At 60.6% G+C, this 16064-nt stretch carries 17 protein-coding genes; 3 read left to right on the top strand and 14 right to left on the bottom strand.

Annotated features, from left to right (window positions below; genetic code table 11):
* Nucleotides 1-293: 293 nt before the first annotated feature.
* From OA90_RS17525 to OA90_RS17560, 8 genes are all read right to left on the bottom strand, one after another.
* Nucleotides 294-1205, bottom strand: a complete 912-nt coding sequence (locus OA90_RS17525) for an SMP-30/gluconolactonase/LRE family protein (protein ID WP_068414828.1) — start codon at nt 1203-1205, stop codon at nt 294-296.
* Nucleotides 1206-1215: 10 nt separating this feature from the next.
* Nucleotides 1216-2166 carry an ABC transporter permease gene (locus OA90_RS17530; protein ID WP_068414831.1) on the bottom strand — a complete coding sequence of 317 codons (951 nt, stop codon included), beginning with the start codon at nt 2164-2166 and terminating at the stop codon, nt 1216-1218.
* Between the two features lie 25 nt (nt 2167-2191).
* Complete coding sequence (locus tag OA90_RS17535) at nt 2192-3238, bottom strand: ABC transporter permease (RefSeq protein WP_199823756.1); 1047 nt, start codon at nt 3236-3238, stop codon at nt 2192-2194.
* Nucleotides 3238-4761 carry a sugar ABC transporter ATP-binding protein gene (locus OA90_RS17540; protein WP_068414835.1) on the bottom strand — a complete coding sequence of 508 codons (1524 nt, stop codon included), beginning with the start codon at nt 4759-4761 and terminating at the stop codon, nt 3238-3240. The genes OA90_RS17535 and OA90_RS17540 overlap by 1 nt, the downstream gene beginning before the upstream one ends.
* A 265-nt stretch (nt 4762-5026) precedes the next feature.
* Nucleotides 5027-6163 carry a sugar ABC transporter substrate-binding protein gene (locus OA90_RS17545; RefSeq protein WP_068414839.1) on the bottom strand — a complete coding sequence of 379 codons (1137 nt, stop codon included), beginning with the start codon at nt 6161-6163 and terminating at the stop codon, nt 5027-5029.
* A 192-nt stretch (nt 6164-6355) separates the two neighbouring features.
* Complete coding sequence (locus OA90_RS17550; protein ID WP_068414842.1) at nt 6356-7084, bottom strand: GntR family transcriptional regulator; 729 nt, start codon at nt 7082-7084, stop codon at nt 6356-6358.
* 258 nt (nt 7085-7342) lie between these two features.
* Nucleotides 7343-7684 carry a hypothetical protein gene (locus OA90_RS17555; protein ID WP_068414845.1) on the bottom strand — a complete coding sequence of 114 codons (342 nt, stop codon included), beginning with the start codon at nt 7682-7684 and terminating at the stop codon, nt 7343-7345.
* Nucleotides 7685-7833: 149 nt separating this feature from the next.
* Nucleotides 7834-8568 (bottom strand): S24 family peptidase, encoded by a 735-nt coding sequence (locus tag OA90_RS17560; protein WP_068414849.1) that lies wholly within the window; start codon nt 8566-8568, stop codon nt 7834-7836.
* 212 nt (nt 8569-8780) lie between these two features.
* On the opposite strand from OA90_RS17560, the gene OA90_RS17565 reads away from it, so the two are divergent.
* From OA90_RS17565 to OA90_RS17575, 3 genes are all read left to right on the top strand, one after another.
* Nucleotides 8781-9110, top strand: a complete 330-nt coding sequence (locus OA90_RS17565; protein WP_068414852.1) for a hypothetical protein — start codon at nt 8781-8783, stop codon at nt 9108-9110.
* Complete coding sequence (locus OA90_RS17570; RefSeq protein WP_068414855.1) at nt 9110-9520, top strand: hypothetical protein; 411 nt, start codon at nt 9110-9112, stop codon at nt 9518-9520. Before OA90_RS17565 ends, OA90_RS17570 begins: the two co-directional genes overlap by 1 nt.
* A 116-nt stretch (nt 9521-9636) precedes the next feature.
* On the top strand, nt 9637-9996 hold the full coding sequence (locus OA90_RS17575; protein WP_156510552.1) for a DUF6362 family protein: 360 nt from the start codon (nt 9637-9639) through the stop codon (nt 9994-9996).
* Between the two features lie 63 nt (nt 9997-10059).
* On the opposite strand, the gene OA90_RS17580 is transcribed toward OA90_RS17575, so the two are convergent.
* From OA90_RS17580 to OA90_RS17605, 6 genes are all read right to left on the bottom strand, one after another.
* The gene (locus OA90_RS17580; RefSeq protein ID WP_068414861.1) at nt 10060-11352 is read right to left on the bottom strand and encodes an amidase family protein; all 1293 of its coding nucleotides are present in this window, start codon (nt 11350-11352) and stop codon (nt 10060-10062) included.
* Between the two features lie 235 nt (nt 11353-11587).
* A complete protein-coding gene (locus OA90_RS17585; RefSeq protein ID WP_068414864.1) occupies nt 11588-12241 on the bottom strand; it encodes a DUF2848 domain-containing protein in 654 nt (217 codons plus the stop codon).
* A gap of 13 nt (nt 12242-12254) precedes the next feature.
* Nucleotides 12255-13535, bottom strand: a complete 1281-nt coding sequence (locus OA90_RS17590) for a TRAP transporter large permease (RefSeq protein ID WP_068414867.1) — start codon at nt 13533-13535, stop codon at nt 12255-12257.
* Nucleotides 13532-14065 (bottom strand): TRAP transporter small permease, encoded by a 534-nt coding sequence (locus tag OA90_RS17595; RefSeq protein WP_068414870.1) that lies wholly within the window; start codon nt 14063-14065, stop codon nt 13532-13534. Before OA90_RS17595 ends, OA90_RS17590 begins: the two co-directional genes overlap by 4 nt.
* Nucleotides 14066-14077: 12 nt before the next feature.
* Nucleotides 14078-15124, bottom strand: coding sequence for a TRAP transporter substrate-binding protein (locus OA90_RS17600; protein WP_068414873.1), 1047 nt, complete (start codon nt 15122-15124; stop codon nt 14078-14080).
* Nucleotides 15125-15160: 36 nt separating this feature from the next.
* The gene (locus OA90_RS17605) at nt 15161-15988 is read right to left on the bottom strand and encodes a putative hydro-lyase (RefSeq protein WP_068414876.1); all 828 of its coding nucleotides are present in this window, start codon (nt 15986-15988) and stop codon (nt 15161-15163) included.
* Nucleotides 15989-16064: the final 76 nt, after the last annotated feature.

Genomic DNA, 16064 nt, shown 5'->3' on the forward strand with positions numbered 1-16064 from the left:
TGGCTGGTCGAGGCGGGAATATAATGACGACCGACCGCTCGAAGAACCGGGATTGCCTGAGCCCGGGTCTTCGGGATCTGATTTCCTTCGGGGTGAAGATTGCGCTTCACTCATGACGCTCCCCCATGGTTTCACCATGCCGGCGTGTTGAAATATCTAATTCAAATAAGAAGCGCGGGAAAACTGCTGCGCGCTCGTTCGCAAGTATAAACTCTTTTGGTGTGAAAATTCAAAATTAACGCCAGGCAGTCGAATCTCGGGTCATCCAACGAAATGGCAGGCGGAAATACTTCTCAGGGCACCGCCCCCCGGGCCCTGACGTAAATCGCCCGGATCGACGTTGTCGCGCAGATGAAGAGGCGATTGCGTTTCGGGCCGCCGAAACAGAGGTTGGCGACCACTTCGTCCAGCAGGATCTTGCCGAGCAGGGTGCCGTCGGGGGCGAAGCAGTGAATGCCGTCGCCGGCCGAGGACCAGATATTGCCGTTCGTATCGACGCGGAAGCCGTCGAAAACGCCCTGCTCGCAGAAGACAAAGTCCTCACCCGCCCCAAGAGCCGTGCCGCCTGCTTCGACCGGATAGCGGCGGATTCTGGGTGTGTGGTCGGGGAAGTGGGATCTGCCTGTATCGGAGACATACAGAAATGCTTCGTCCGGCGTGAAGGCGAGGCCGTTGGGCTGTTTCATGTCATCGATGACGCGGGAGATATTGCCGCCCGGATCGATCCGGTAGGCATGCCGCCCGTCCTGCTCCATCGGAGCTGCATCGCCCTCATAGTCGCTGTCGATGCCGTAGGACGGGTCGGTGAACCAGACCGAACCGTCCGATTTCACCACGACGTCGTTCGGGGAATTGAAGCGTTTGCCATTGAAACTGTCGGCAAGGATCGTCTTCGAGCCATCGACCTCGTAGCGGCTGACACAGCGGCCCTGGTGTTCGCAGGCGATCAGCCGGCCGAGACCGTCGACGCAGTGGCCGTTGTGATTGCAGCAAGGCTGTTCGAACGTGGCGACGGCGCCGTTCATCTCGTCCCAGCGCATGATCCGGTTGTTGGGAATGTCAGACCAGACAAGATATCGACCGGCGGCGAGATAGGCCGGACCTTCCGTCCAGCGGCCGCCCGTCCAGAGCGTGTCGGGCCCGGCGTTCTTGTGGATCAGTCCGGCGAACCGGTCGTCGCGGATTTCGTAGTCTTTGCCGCTCATGATGCCTCCCTCAGGACGTGATGCGCTGGTTGCGCCCGTAGACCAGCAGCATACCGATGATCACGCTGCCGTAAATGATCTGCCGTCCGGCTTCCGGCATTTGCATGATCGACAGGACGGAATTGAGCAGCACGATGAGTATGACGCCGATGAGCGTTCCGATATAGCGGCCCTTGCCGCCGAGAATATGCGTGCCGCCGAGAACGACGGCGGCGATGGCAGGCAGCAGGAAGGCGTTGCCCATACCCTGGTATGCCTTGGCCGAATATCCGGCCAGAAGCACGCCGGCGATGGCCGCGCACAGGCTGGAAACGACGAAGGCGCCGATGATGACCGAGCGGGTGCGGATACCGGACAGATAGGCTGCGCGCTCACGCGAGCCGGTGGCGTAGATCGAGCGGCCGAAGCCGGTTCGTGTCAGCACCAGCATGATGATGAGCGAAACCGCCGCCCAAACAACGATTGCGGCCGGGATGCCGAGGATCTTGTCCTTGGCGAGAAACAGCATCAGGGGCGTGGCCTTGTCCTGCGGCGCGAAACCGCCAGTCTGGGCGACCATCAGGCCGCGCAGGACCGTATCGACGCCCAGGGTGAAAATCATCGAGGGAATGCGCAGATAGGCGACCCCGAAACCGTTCAGCAACCCGACCGCGAGCCCGACCGCAAGAGCCGTCGGCAGGGCAAGGTCACCGCCGACGGCCGTTGCCGTCATGGCGGCGGCGGTCAGCGTCCAGGGGATGGAAAGGTCGATATGACCGAGCAGGATGACCATCATCATGCCTGCGGCGCAAATGCCGAGAAAGGACCCGGTCTGCAGTTGTTGCAGAAGGTAGTTCGCGGACAGCAGCGGTGCGGTTCCGGTGGTCGACAGCGTATAGGCCGTTCCCGCAATCAGGATGACCACGATGAAGAGCGAGGCAATGACGATTGGCCGGTTTTCGATAGAAATAGACATGCGCATTCTGGGTCGGTTCCTCATGAACAGGCTATCTGAAGAGATCGAGCTGGTTTTTTACCCGCAGCGTCCGGAACGCTCCGAAAGACACGGCTGTGAGCAGGACGAGACCTTCGATCAGGGGCTGCAGCAGCGGGTCGATGTCGAGAATCCGGAAGTAGAAGGAAATCACGCGCAGGATCATTGCCCCTATCAGGCTGCCGATGGCGCCGCCCGTACCGCCGAGCAGGGACGTGCCGCCCAGAACCACGGCGGCGATCGAATTCAGCGTGTAGGCGCCGGCCTGCTGGATATCCGCGTTGCCGGACGAGGTCTGTATGGCCAGGTACAGGCCGCCGCAGGCTGCGAAAAACCCGCCAAGCGTAAACGCGGCGATCTTGGCCCGGTTGATCGGAAGGCCGGACATATAGGCTGCGCCTTCCGCAGAGCCGATGGCGTAGACCGTACGCCCGGTCACCGAGCGGCGGAACGGCAGCCAGACGAAGATCGCAACGAAGAGCACCAAGAGGAACGGCACCGGGATATCGGCGAATGGACGCAGCCACCAGGCATCGCCGCCGTCCGCGAAGCCGTAGGTGTCGGCCAGGTCCCAGACCGAATTGGTGAGCGCCCAACCCAGGTCGCCATCCACGTTGCCGCCGGGTTCCGGTCTGATCAACAAGGCAAGGCCCATGGCGATGGCACCTGTCGCGAGTGTCGCGATGATTGGCTGGATGCGGCCGTAAACGACGATCAGGCCGTTCATCAGCCCAAACATTGTGCCGGTGAGCAGGGTGAGGCCCATGCCGAGCAGGATCTGCGCCGGCGAACCGTTCAGCAGCAAGGAAGCGACACAGTTGGTCAGGGTCATCACCGCGCCGACGGACAGATCCAGCCCGCCCAGAAGAACCGGCAGCGTCTGCGCCATGGCGACAAAGGCAATGGCAACGGTCTCGTTGGAGTTCTGAATGGCCACGGCGGAAGAAAAACCGCGCGGGTGCATCATGTTGTAAGTGAGATAGAGGGCAAGCAAAAGGAGGACCGCGGTGGCAAATCCCATGTTCTGCGACACGCCGCGTTTCAAGGACACCATCTGCATCAAGCTGCCTCGATCCCGATGTTGAGCGAAGCGGCGACCAGGCTTTCCTCGGTGATCGCGTCACCCTCCTGCTCGCTGACGACACGGCCGGCGTAAAGCACGGAGACCCGGTCGCAACAGCCGATCAGCTCCGCATAGTCGGACGAGTAGAAGAGGATCGCCTTGCCCTCGTTTGCGAGGCTGCGCATGAGTTTGTAGATCTCCTGTTTGGTGCCGACATCGATGCCGCGCGTGGGGTCGTTGAGCAGAACGATGTCCGGATTGATCATCAGCCATTTGGCGATCACCACCTTCTGCTGGTTGCCGCCGGATAGCGTCATGACGGGATCGGCCGGAGATCCGGCCTTGATCTGCAGTTTCGAAATTCCGGAAAGGATCTCGGCCCGAGCCTTTTTCGGATTGATGAACGGGCCGCTGGTAATATTGGCAAAGCTGGCGGCCAGAAGATTGTCCGCGATCGACATGCCGAGCATCAGACCTTCGGTCTTGCGATCTTCCGGCACCAGGGCCAGGCGTGTTGCCGCGGATTTGGCGGCGGCGGGCGAGGAGGGGATGCCTTTCGCGTCCCCGATCCGGACGTCGCCCTCCACATCGCGCAGCACCCCGAAGAGCGCCAGCAGCAGTTCCTTCTGACCCTGTCCGTCCAGTCCTCCCAGACCGACAATCTCGCCGCGCCGGATCTCCAGGTCTATCCCGTTGAGACGCTTGCCCCACTTCAGACCCTTCACGCTCAAAAGCGGTGCGTCGCACAGAGCTTCCGGCGGCTGCGGCGGCCTGGGTGGGAACTGGGCCTCAACGTCCCGACCGATCATCAGGCGCACGATCTCGCCTTCGCTTCTTTCGCCCTTGGCGAAGGTCTCGATGTGCTGTCCGTTGCGGAAAACAGACAGAGTGTCGCACAGGGCGTCCACCTCATGCATCCGGTGCGAGATGAAGAGGCTGGCAACGCCCTTGTCCCGAAGATCGCCCAGAAGGTCATAGACGGTCTGAACGTCTCGGGATGTCAGGGCGGATGTTGCCTCGTCGAGAATGAGCACCTTGGGGTCGCGGCCGAGTGCCTTGGCGATTTCCACCATTTGCCGGCGGGACAGTGACAGCTCACGGACAAGCGCGTTGGGATCGATATCCTCGCAGCGGACCCGGGCAAGAAGGTATTCAGCGCGCCGCACCTGCGCGCGCCTGTCGATCAGGCCGAGGCGGCGCGGCGGGTGGGAGATGGAAATGTTGTCGGCCACCGAAAGATCGGGAACCAGCGAAAGCTCCTGGAACATGCAGACAATCCCGGCTTCGTTGGCCGCCTGCGGGGAGGAAAAGGTTACCGGTTTGCCCTCCAGAAGGATCGTCCCCTCATCGGGTTGCAGGACGCCCGACATGATCTTGATCATGGTGGACTTGCCGGCGCCGTTTTCGCCCAGGATGGCGTGAATGGAGCCGGATCGGCATTTGAAATCAACGCCTTCCAGGGCGCGGATCCCGGCAAAGAATTTCGAAATGCCGCGATATTCGACTATGGCTTCGGTCATGCGTTCAGGCCCGCCGGATCTGGAGCTCCCTTGAGTTCAATTGAACGTGGACAAGGTGCTCTACCACTTTGAAACGATCGACTTGCGGACGGTCGGCCGGTTACGAGCCTGCATCCGTAGATCTGGTTCAACCTGCCTTCATGCCGCCGGCATAAAGACAGAAAAGGTGACCGAATCCCGTCAGGGAAAAGGTCCCCTGCTTCGGGGTGCGTCCCCCGAAAAGCGGTTCCGGCGAGAAGACCGGAACCGCCTCAGCAGTGGTGTGTTATTTCACGTCTGCTTCGGACTGCGCCATGATCGCAGGACCGGAGATGTTCACGCCGCAGGGTGGGAACTCGTTGACCGTGAAGAAGTTGTCGGGCAGGTCGGACCAGTAGTTCTTGCCGTCCTCCAACTCGTCGTAGGTCGCCATCGGCAGCGGCACCGAAATGAGCTGCGGCATGACGTTGCCCTCAAGCGCGGAGACGGCTGCCTTCATGGAGATCGCCACGAGACCGGGGGACTGACCGATGGAGATGCCTTTCAGGCCCTTGTCCGCATTTGCGGCCATCAGCTTGCGGAAGCCGTTTTCTGCTTCCCCGGAAACCGGGACCATGGGATGTTCGGCATCGAGCAGCGCCTGGACAACACCGGTGGTTCCGCCCTGTGCCAGAACCGCGTCGAATTCGCCGTGAACGGCGATGGCATCGGCCACCACCTTCTGGGCGGTTCCGTCGTCCCAGTTGCCGACGACCGACACCCGCTCCCAGTTGCCGCCGGACTCGTCGAGCACCTCGTTGATGCCGATCGAGCGGTCACGGTCGACGGAATTGCCGGCCAGTCCACGGACTTCCAGCACCTTGCCGGAGGATTTGCCGATGGCAGCCAGCTCTTTCAGGACATGCGTTGCGTAGGTGCGCCCCATTGCAAGCTGGTCTTCGTTGACCTGCATCACCTTGTCCGTGTCGAGCACGTTGTCGAAGGGAACAATGACGACATCGTTCTTGTCGGCAAGCCGGATCACGCGGTCGAAACCTTCCGGAGAGACGGCAATGGTGATGATCGCGTCATAGCCCTGGTTGATGAAATCCTCGATGGCGCCAAGCTGCGCGGGGGCGTCCGTGCCGGTCGAGACGACCTTGAATTCCTTGATCTTGTCCTTGATCGAAGGGTCTTCAGCATAGGCCTTTGCCGTCTTGATCATCTGGATGCGCCAGGTGTTGCCGACGAAGCCGTTCACCACGGCGATCCGGTAAGGCCCTTCTTTGGCGTCCCACTTGAAGAACTTGGTGGTTTCGGACCAGGGTGCGAAACACTCCGGGTTGGCTCCCGGTCCGGAAACGACTTCCGGTCCGGCCAGTGCCATGTTTGCAGACAGGACGAGGGCCGACAGGGCCGTCGTCAGTTTCAGCAAGGTTTTCATTTCATTTCCTCCCATTGATACGCCTGCCAGCGCATCTTGCGGTCATGCGACCACCAGATGCGCCAACACTTCAGAAACGACCAACTTCTGGATGGCCGGCCGAATGCGACCGGTCATCCGTTGATCATGCCGTGCCCTTGTGGCCGGTCGGCGCTTCCGGCCTGCCGTAGTGGGTTCCGGGCAAACGGTTTTTCAGGCGGTTTCCTCCATCTCCTCGCTGAAAAACCGGAATCCAATCATCAAGTGACTGCGCAGCCGGTACTGAAAGGCCAGCCGGTCGCGCGCCGCGAGCGCGTCGATGACGCCCTGATGCTCGCTGAAGGTTTCTGTCTTGAAGATTCTGCGGGTCTTGCCTTTCTGCATGATCCGCAGGATGACGGGCTTCATCACCGCGTAGACATCGAGGACGGCGTGATTGTCCAGGATGGAGACCAGGCGCATATGGAACGCATAGTCGATTTCCGAGGCCTCATTCAGGTCGTGAATCTCGGCCAGTTTGGCGTTGATTTCGGATAGATCGTCCAGGTCCTCCTGCCTCAACCGGTCGAAAAACAGCTCTGCGGAACCGACTTCGACCAGACTGCGGAAGTCCTGCACATCGCTGAAGGTCTTGCGCGAAATTTCCATGGTGTTGAAGGAAAACAGTTCAAACGCCCGCGTCATGCGGTTGTCGGTGATGGTGGCGCCGATCTTCGGGCGGACATCCACCAGTCCATAAGCCTTCAGGATACGCATGGCCTCGCGGACGGTGTTGCGGCTCGCATTGAACTGGGCGCAGAGATCACGCTCGGTCGGAAGATGGTCGCCGACCTTCAGTTTGGATGTCGCTATCAGGTTGCGAATTTGCTGCACAACCGCGTCGACCGCGGATTCGCCTGCTGAGCCCGTCTTTCCGGGTTCGCTGCTTCCTTCTGCACTCATTACAGCTCTCAAAATCCGTTTTCAGAGTGGCACAAGCCAAATCTATATTTGTTGGACCAAGAAACACCTAATCAGAGTTTTTGCAGCTGTCAATGGCGAGTTTGTATCGATGTGCGGAGGGGTGTATTCGTCAAAAATGGCAGAAATCTTGTTATTTCTCCGATTTGATAGTTCGGTGCGAGGTGTTTTAGATCGCAGGAGGAAATATAAGAAATTTTATTTGTCAGACCACAGGGGCCTAATTGCGTGTCAGGAAGGTCAGGCGGCGACGCGAACCCGGACGCCTGCAAGTCTGCCGTTCAGGCGCTCCGAACTATAGTCCGACCAGTTTTCGGCAGAGGTCTTGTCTTCGTCTTCCTGATCGATGTCTGGTCCGTTTTCCGGAAAGGCTGCGGCCAGAACGTCTCCGGTGATATCGTTGCACCAGCCTTCGGCCGGATTGGTTTCCAGGATGGCCTGAACATTTTCGAGCTGGCCGTCGCGGATGTCGCCGATAATCCGGTGAAGGGACATATTCTCCAGATCCGCTTCCGCCAGATAGAGGGATCTGTCCATTTCGCAAATCACCCAGAAGAGCGACATGTCCAGGTTCACGGGCATCAAAACACTCCTTTCCAATACAATCAAAATTTATACGCAATATGCGTATAAGTCAATTGTAGAAAAGGTGTTCATACGCTGTTGGTATGCGCAGGTGATGACCCGTTCCGGGTCAGGAGGGTTCTGACGTACGGTTCGTTGCTTGGGGGCTAAACGATCTGGCGGATAACGGAAAGGATCTTGGCGATGATGCGGACTTCCGTTGCTTCTTCGTCAAGCTCGTTGAATATGATCGGCTCCTGAAATCGTGGGTCGTCCGATTCCGGGCGCAGTTCGATCCCGCCATTCCGGTGAAAGATGCGCTTGGCGGTGCGCTCGATCGTGTGCCCGCCGTCTCTTGAGCGTTCCACGACGGCCAGGTCGCCCGACCTGATATCAATTCCAGCCTCCAGATAGTCGAGGCAGAGGACAAAGTCGCCGTCGCGGGCAATCCGGTTGAGGCTTTCGCCATTGATTTGTAAAAGGTATTGAAATTCATTCGGATAGCGCAGATCGCCGGCCATGGTTGCTTTTCTGGTGGCGTCCGTCTCGAACAGGCCTGCTTCCATCCACAGGCCTGCGGCAACCTGGCCTTTGATATCCAGTGGCATTGCCGCCTGTGGCGCGGCGTGTGTGGCCTCCAGGTCCGTGATGGACTCCGGGGCCAGCGCCAGAATCTCGTCCCGCGTTACCGGCTGCTCGCCCTTGCCGGTAAGGACTGGCAGCAGCTTGGCGACAAAATCCGCCGGCAGGGCGGGTTTGGAATAGTCCTGACTGAAATAGCGCTGGATGGAGGACGCGTTCTGGTAACCCATCGCGCGTGCAATGGCGCGTATGGACAGTCCGCTGCGGTTTTTAAGATCAGCTAGCTGCCTGGATACGGCGGATTGGGTGGTCTCTTCCATATTCGTGCCTGCCGTGCGGATTAAGGTGCGTACGTGATAGCAGTAGAAAACGTATGATTTCCACGTTGACATATATACGCATAAAGCGTACGAATTTGCAAGCAATGAGTTTGGTGAATGGAAGGCATGATGGAAATACAGATGTGTCCCGAGGGTCCGGCCCAACTGCCGGTGAAGGGGATGGTTTCAGGCCGGCGCGCAGGAGAGCCTTTATGAATGAACTCAAGGATGAGATCGAGGCGGCACGGGAAAAAGTCGCCTATTGCCGCATCCGGGCGGAGCGGCCGAGCTCTCGGCTGGAAGACGAATTCGCGCTGGAAAAAGCGCGCACCCGATTGCTCACACTGGAACTCCGGCTTTTGAAGCTGGGGCAAGGTCAACGCGCGGGGGGCAATCAGATAGCGTCTGAGGGAAAACAAATAAGAACAAAGCATGTACAAAAAGTATCAACGGCACGAGAAAGAGCCGAAGCGGCCTTCGGATCCCTGCAACGGGCGCCCGGGAGCAAACAGACTGCTCGTGTGCTGAAGGGCGGTGACTGATGGCGTCGGGTGGGCATGTGGACAGGATTGCCGCCGAATATGGCGTGCAGTTCGTCAATCACACCAGGCGGGCGGAGGGGCGCCACCAGTCCAAGGCGCGGCGCACGTGTCAGACGCTGTTGAAAAAGCACGGACCGGAGCATCTGCGTCTGGTCTTCGGTCTGATCAATACCGCGCAGAACCGGGGCAACTGGTCAGCACCGTGCCTGACGGCGGTCTCCTGGCTGGTATCCAGAAAACCGGAATGGATCGATCGCACCGGATTTCTGGATCTCTTCGATCAGCTCGACCTGGAAGATCTCCTCAAACGCGCCAAACACATCAATCCATCCGCTCCAACGCTCACCCTGTCGGTCCTGCTCTCCTATGAGCTGGACCGGTTGATGGCGGCTGAGGCACGGGCGGCATGATTGCTGGCGGGACGTGAGAAAAACGGCGTATTTTCGCGGGGTGGCGCCCGCGAAGGCCAGCTTGAAGACGTCAATGTTCGTCTTCGTCGAAACCAAAACTTAGCGGGAGCAGCCTGGTGAAACCTGAAACACCCGAAGACGTCATGGCCCGTTTGACCGAGGCGGTGGAGGTCGTTGCCGTGACGAGGAAGGCGGACGGGCCGCGCGCGATTCTGGCAGCCTGGCCGGACTACAAAGGCAAAATCGCCAGACGGCGACGTCATTTCTCCCCGGCGCAGATCAGCAGGGCGGAAGAGGCGCTGGGCTGGTTCTTCCTGATCGGGGACGCGGACGCCCGCCGGGCGCTGCAGTTCGAGGTCATGTGCAAGGCCGGGGGCGGGAAGTTCTCCGCGGTCTGCCGTAAATACGGCTGGAAGCGGTCAACAGTCACGAGCCGGAACCGGGTCGTGCTGAAGAAGCTGGCGGAAAGGCTCTGAAAATCTCACCCGGCGAAGGGAACGACCGGCGTCAGGAAACCGAACAGCTGACGCCGGTCTTTTTCAATCGTTGCGATCCATTGCCGCCAGGGCCTCTTCAACCGCCTTGCCGCAGGCCAGCAAAGCCTCGTCCCGTCCGCCGGTGGCGATGAGCATGGCGCTGAGGACATTGCCCGCGTGCCGATAGGGCAGGGCAAGGCTGCAGGCGTCGGCGATGTTGGCCAGGGTCGGGTTGCGCAGCGCCAGGAGGTTCATGCGGTTGAAGGTGTCGTCGTCGGCGAGAGCGTCGATATCCGGAGGCAGGATAGGGGTGGTCGGCAGAAGGAGCATGTCGTCGCCCAGTTCCTTGCGGAAGGCAGCGATGAATGCCGCGCGCCGATTGACGGTCCGGCGGTAGTCGATTGCGGTTATTTCATTGGCTCGTGCCATGCGGGCGTGAACGCGTGGATCAAAGTGTTCGGGCGTGTCCTGGAAATGATCCTCATAATGAGCGCGCGATTCCACCGACGTCATATGCCAGGGCGGCACATCGCCGTAGAGTTCCATCGAGGTAAGGTCCTTGCGGATCACATCGAAGCCCTTGTCCTGCAGATGCCGGACGACGGCGTCAAAGCCCTCGGCAATTTGAGGACCGATTTCGTCGAACCCGAAATTACCCGGGATGACCAGACGGGCGCGCGCGTGAGACGATGGCACGGTGGGACGATCGGCCATGACCTGCCATGCGAGTTCACAGATACTGACGGTTTTTGCCATCGGTCCGAAACTGTCGAGGCTGTCCGAGAGCGGTTTACCGCCAGCCATCGGCACGGAGGCCTGGGTGGGCTTGAAGCCGGTGATGCCGGTGAAGGCGGCCGGAATGCGGAGCGAACCGCCGGTGTCACTGCCGATTGCCACGTCGCAAAGGCCGAGAGCGACCGAGACCGCACCGCCACTGGTGGAGCCGCCGGGAGCACAGCCGGGATAGGCCGGGTTTCGCGGCGTGCCGTAATGCGGATTGAGGCCGAGGCCGGAATAGGCGAATTCCGACATGTTGGTCAGTCCGACGAAGACACCGCCAGCCGCATCCAGGCGGGCTATCGCGGGCGCGTCGGCCTGCGCCGGAGGGGTGTTGCGCAGGACCTTCGTGCCGGAGGTGGTGATCTCTCCCGCGACATCGAACAGCGCCTTGACGCTGACGAGTGCACCGGCCAGCGGTGTTTCCATATTCGCAGCCGCCTTTGCCTTGCCGCGAGCCCGGTCTTCAAGCAGCCCGGTGAAAATCGCCTTTGCGGCCGGGTCGCCGGAGGCAGTCTGAAGAGATGCCTCCAGACGGCTCTCCGCTGTTTCGACGGTCCAGGGAAACGGTGCGCTCATGAACTAGATTCCTCGAGAACTTCAGGCCAATAGAAATGGACCGGATCTGCCGTGGTCATCAACCCCGTTTCCGCCGGAAGCAGAAGATGCCATCATCACTCCGTCGTCCCGGTTTTGAGCCGCGGCCTTGTGGCAGGTTCCGGATCAGGTCCGGGAGAGCACCAGGGATGCAGCAGGGCTGTCTGCCAGGATCGGAGCAAACAGACTTACCTCGCTCCGATTCATCCGATGGATATCACGAAACGATTTCAAGAGAAGCGCTGGTGTAACCCGATGAGATCGACAGGCCGGTAACGGGATCTTCCAGTTTCATCCTGAATTCGGAGGATGGCCGGACACCGCCGATGGCGGGAAGGGTGCCGCACAGCATCGCCGTGCCGTCGCGAAGGCTCGCGCCGGCGATCAACTGGTGCAGCGGCAGGATCGAGGCCAGGGTGCCGTCCTGGTAGGCGACCCAGTCACCGCCTTCGCGGATCCAGGATTGCAGTTTCAGGCTGTCGAGATGGTCTGCGATGTCCTCGAATGGCCAGAGGGTATCCGCGACGGGCTTGGCGCAGGCCTGTTTGGACCAGGCGACCGAATAGGTCTCCAATGCCCGGTCCGTATGATCCGAAGCAAGCCCCAGCCAGATCCGGCCGTCCTGTTTCAGGACAAATGGCTCGGCCTCGCCGGAAGACTGGTCGCCAAGCACCTGAATGGAGGTTTCCTGTGTCAGGAGGGCCGGGGCGCACTGATAATAGAGCGGGACGGAAGACGGCGCGGGGACGCCGATGGCGGCCAGTTCCTCGATGTGGTGGTCAACCGCTGCCCGGTCCCGGCCGGTCCAGCCGGCGATGATGAGCCGGTCCGGAGTGCAGGAAAGCACTCCTGTCGCCGTTTTGAATTGCATTTGGAGTTCTCTCTCAGAGGGTTGAGGGGAGGAAAAGGGCCAGTTGCGGCATCAGGATCAGCAGTCCGACCATCGCCAGCATTGCCAGCGCATAGGGAATGCAGCCCAGCATCACATCGCTGAAGCTTCCCGATTTTCGCGCTGCCTGGACCACGTAAAGATTCAGCCCGACAGGCGGCGTGATCAGCGCCATTTCCACCAGGATGATCATCAGGATGCCGAACCAGATCTTGTCGTAACCGAGTTCGACGATGATCGGTACGACGATCGGGATGGTCGCAACCATCAATGACAGGGTTTCGATGAAGAAGCCGAGGATGATGTAGATCAGGATGATCACCAGCAGAGTTTCAAGCGCGCCGAGGCCGAGGCTGCCCAGAAGGTCCTGCAGCGCCCGGCTGACACCGGCTGCCGTCAGGGCGAAATTGAGGACATAGGCGCCGATGACCACGAGCATGATCATGGCTGACGTCTTCACCGAGCCGCGCAGGGCTCCGGACAGCATTTCCCAGGTCAGCGCCTTCTGGTGGGCGGCAATCAGCAAGGCGATGGCGACACCGACGGTGGCTGCTTCCGTCGGCGTCGCCCAGCCGGCGTAGATCGAGCCGACAATGGCGGCAAAGAGGCCGAATATCGGCAGCAGATCTGCAAGTCCGGCCAGTTTTTCGGACACCGTGCTTGTGCTTCGGGGGCCGCCGAGGGAGGGCCAGAAGACGCACAGGATGATTGTCGTCGCCATGAACAGGGCGGCCAGAAGAAGGCCGGGGACCAGTCCGGCGAGGAAGAGCTGCGGGATCGAGCTTTCGGTCAGGAAGCCGTAGACGATCAGGTTGATCGACGGCGGGATCATGATGCCGAGGGTGCCGCCGGCGGCAATCGCGCCGGAGAAGAGTTTCTGATTGTAGCCGAGCTCCTGGGCCTGCGGCATGGCAACGGTCGCAACGGTTGCCGCCGTGGCGACGGAAGAACCGGAGGTCGCGGAAAACATGGTCGAGGTGGCGATGTTGGCGTGGATCAGGCCGCCCGGCATCCATGCGACCCATTTCTCCAGCGCGGCATATGTGCGCCGGGCCACACCGCTGCGCACAAGGATTTCACCCAGCAGAACAAAGAGCGGAATGGCAATGAGTGTGGCGCTGTTGGAGGACGACCAGACCACCTGGCCGAGACCGCGCATCAGGGGGAACGGACTGAAGAATGTGTCGATGCCGAAGGCCAGCAGGAAGAGAACGATACCGACCGGAATGGAGAGTGTCAGCAGGCCGAGAAGGCCGAAGGATGTGAAGGAAATCATGCTTCCCCCCGCGCACCGGCGATTTTATCGATGGCCTCGTAGTTCGCAGACAGGAACTTCACCAGGACAGCAACGAGCAGAATGCCAGCTGAAACGGCGAACCAGACCCAACCCGCCCACCAGAGTGACTGCGGGATCCACAGCGGGGTTTCAAGCGGGGTGTTGGCGCGTGCGCCAGTGGAGAGCGTCTTTTCGACCACGGCCCAGCCCCGCCAGGCGACGACGATGGCCGTTGCCGCCAGACAGAGGAGGGAAATGATGTCAAAGACCGCCCGCCCGAACGGGACGAGGCGTTGACGGAGCAGGTCGATGCGTACATGCGCCTGCTCCGTCAGGGCGTAGCTAATGCCCCAACTCGTGGTGACGGCCATCACGTAGCCGGAGATTTCGTCGACGCCCCCGAGCGAGGCCCCCAGCCGGCGGGTGACAATCTCCACCAGGGTGAATGCGACGCATGCCATCAGCACAAGGCCGACGCCGATCGCGAGACGGTCATTCAACCGCCGGATGAGGGATACCAGGGACGTCATCGGGGTTTGGCCTCAGTTTGTTTCGATTTTGACGCCGGTGACTTCGCCGACCGTATCGCTCCAGCGCTTCGCCCAGTCGCCGCCCGCACGTTCCGCCCAGTCGGGGAGAACTTCGGTGATCAGGACTTCCCTGGCTTTCGCCAGATCCGCATCGCTGGCCTCGACAAGCACCAGATTCCTGGCTTCACCGTAGGGACATTCGCCGCTGCCGGTCAAACAGACGATGTCGTTCTCAAGGGCGTTCTGGGCGCTCTCCCACGCGGGAGCCTCGATGTACTCCTGTACGCCTTTTTCAAGTGTCGCCTTCTGGTCGTCGCTGAGCGTGTTCCACTTGTCCAGGTTGATCGCGGTGACAACAGGATCCCAGCCGCCGAGCGGGATCGGCATCAGGTGTGTGGAGACTTCCCACCAGCCGGCATTGTAGCCCGAGCCGGCGCCGGTGATGGCGCAATCGACAACGCCGCGTTGCAGGGCGCCGGGCACCTCACCGAAACCGACATTTACACCTTCCGCGCCGAGGGCTTCCAGGAACTTGGCGGTCATGCGGCCCGAGGCGCGCACTTTCTTGCCCTTCAGGTCGTCCAGTGAGGTGATATCGGCGTTGCAGAAAACCACCTGCGGCGGATAGGGGGCAATTCCGAGGACCTTGGCGTTGAAGACGTCCTTGTAGATGTCGTCGACCATCGGCCTTGCCGCATCGACGGCCTTTTTCGCCGTGGCGGCATCGGGTGCGATCAGCGGCACGTCCAGAGCCTCGAGCGCAGTGCTGTCGGAAACGGCATAGTCGGCAACGGTCATGCCGACATCGAAGACGCCCTGCGACAGAAGGCGGAAGACGTCACCGCCACCGATGCCCATCTGGTCGTGGGTGGTGAGCGATGCGGTCAGGTCGCCCCCCGAGATTTCAGGGAGTTTTTCGCTCCAGAACGGGGCTTCATATTGCTTGTGCAGCGGCAGGCCGCTCCAACTGCCGACCACTGCGATTTCCTCGGCCTGGGCAACCGTTCCGGCGCATAGCGCAATCATGGAGACGGCGGAGAGAGTCAATAGGGTTTTCATATTCCAGTTCCATCCTCTGTTTTCTTGGTATTTCGATCAGTCGTCTTTGTAGGGGTAGATCGGGGTGGTCCGTTCATCGACGTCAGCGATGAGCATCGCGCCGGGGGCATGGGTGATCGACAGGGGCAACTTTGCCGTCATTATGGCGGCCTGCGGGGTCACGCCGCAGGCCCAGAACACGGGGACTTCTCCCTTTTGGATTTCGACCGGCTGGCCCCAGTCCGGAGCATTCAGATCGGAGATTCCGATTGCGCGAGGAGCACCCATGTAAACCGGCGCTCCATGGGCGAGCGGGTAGTTGCCGCAGATCTTCCGGATCTCCTCCAGCCGGTCTTCGGGCACCGGCCGCATGGAGACAACCATGCCGCCGCCGAACGGGCCGCTCGGCGCGGTTTCGAGTGTTGTCCGGTACATGGGGACTGTGACATTCTCATCGATATGACGCATGGCGATACCGGCGCGGCGCAGCGCATTCTCGAAGGTGAAGGAGCAGCCGATGGCGAAGGCGACAAGATCGTCCTGCCAAAGGTCCGATAGATCGGTGACCTGCTGTTCCAGTTTGCCGAAACGGTAGATGTTGTAGCGGGCAGCGTCGGTACGGATATCGACATCGGTGCCGAGGCGGGCGATTGACGTTTCGCCGGGGGCGGAAATGCCGGCAAGGGGGCAGGATTTGGGATTGTTGCGGCAGAAGGCGTGAAAATCGGCCGCGTAGTCTCCCGGCACGATCGCCAGATTGCATTGAAGCCTGCCCTTGGCAAGACCCGCCGTATGCCCGCTATAGCGGCCGAGCCGTATCGCCCGGCGTACATCCGCCGGGGGCATGTCGGCCATCTGGGAAAAATCTGCAGGCGCAGGCGTCATGTCCACCTCGAAAGTAAGTGAAAAAATCCTGCTGCGGATCTAGTATCAAGTCAAATCGTGAATTTCTGTCCAAAGT

The organism is Labrenzia sp. OB1, from assembly GCF_001624695.1.
GTDB lineage: Bacteria > Pseudomonadota > Alphaproteobacteria > Rhizobiales > Stappiaceae > Roseibium.

What these genes read in the sequence shown, in the direction of transcription:
- OA90_RS17525 (WP_068414828.1), bottom strand. Translation starts at nt 1,205, where the DNA reads ATGAGCGGCAAAGACTACGAAATCCGCGACGACCGGTTCGCCGGACTG.
- OA90_RS17530 (WP_068414831.1), bottom strand. Translation starts at nt 2,166, where the DNA reads ATGCGCATGTCTATTTCTATCGAAAACCGGCCAATCGTCATTGCCTCG.
- OA90_RS17535 (WP_199823756.1), bottom strand. Translation starts at nt 3,238, where the DNA reads ATGCAGATGGTGTCCTTGAAACGCGGCGTGTCGCAGAACATGGGATTT.
- OA90_RS17540 (WP_068414835.1), bottom strand. Translation starts at nt 4,761, where the DNA reads ATGACCGAAGCCATAGTCGAATATCGCGGCATTTCGAAATTCTTTGCC.
- OA90_RS17545 (WP_068414839.1), bottom strand. Translation starts at nt 6,163, where the DNA reads ATGAAAACCTTGCTGAAACTGACGACGGCCCTGTCGGCCCTCGTCCTG.
- OA90_RS17550 (WP_068414842.1), bottom strand. Translation starts at nt 7,084, where the DNA reads ATGAGTGCAGAAGGAAGCAGCGAACCCGGAAAGACGGGCTCAGCAGGC.
- OA90_RS17555 (WP_068414845.1), bottom strand. Translation starts at nt 7,684, where the DNA reads ATGCCCGTGAACCTGGACATGTCGCTCTTCTGGGTGATTTGCGAAATG.
- OA90_RS17560 (WP_068414849.1), bottom strand. Translation starts at nt 8,568, where the DNA reads ATGGAAGAGACCACCCAATCCGCCGTATCCAGGCAGCTAGCTGATCTT.
- OA90_RS17565 (WP_068414852.1), top strand. Translation starts at nt 8,781, where the DNA reads ATGAATGAACTCAAGGATGAGATCGAGGCGGCACGGGAAAAAGTCGCC.
- OA90_RS17570 (WP_068414855.1), top strand. Translation starts at nt 9,110, where the DNA reads ATGGCGTCGGGTGGGCATGTGGACAGGATTGCCGCCGAATATGGCGTG.
- OA90_RS17580 (WP_068414861.1), bottom strand. Translation starts at nt 11,352, where the DNA reads ATGAGCGCACCGTTTCCCTGGACCGTCGAAACAGCGGAGAGCCGTCTG.
- OA90_RS17585 (WP_068414864.1), bottom strand. Translation starts at nt 12,241, where the DNA reads ATGCAATTCAAAACGGCGACAGGAGTGCTTTCCTGCACTCCGGACCGG.
- OA90_RS17590 (WP_068414867.1), bottom strand. Translation starts at nt 13,535, where the DNA reads ATGATTTCCTTCACATCCTTCGGCCTTCTCGGCCTGCTGACACTCTCC.
- OA90_RS17595 (WP_068414870.1), bottom strand. Translation starts at nt 14,065, where the DNA reads ATGACGTCCCTGGTATCCCTCATCCGGCGGTTGAATGACCGTCTCGCG.
- OA90_RS17600 (WP_068414873.1), bottom strand. Translation starts at nt 15,124, where the DNA reads ATGAAAACCCTATTGACTCTCTCCGCCGTCTCCATGATTGCGCTATGC.
- OA90_RS17605 (WP_068414876.1), bottom strand. Translation starts at nt 15,988, where the DNA reads ATGACGCCTGCGCCTGCAGATTTTTCCCAGATGGCCGACATGCCCCCG.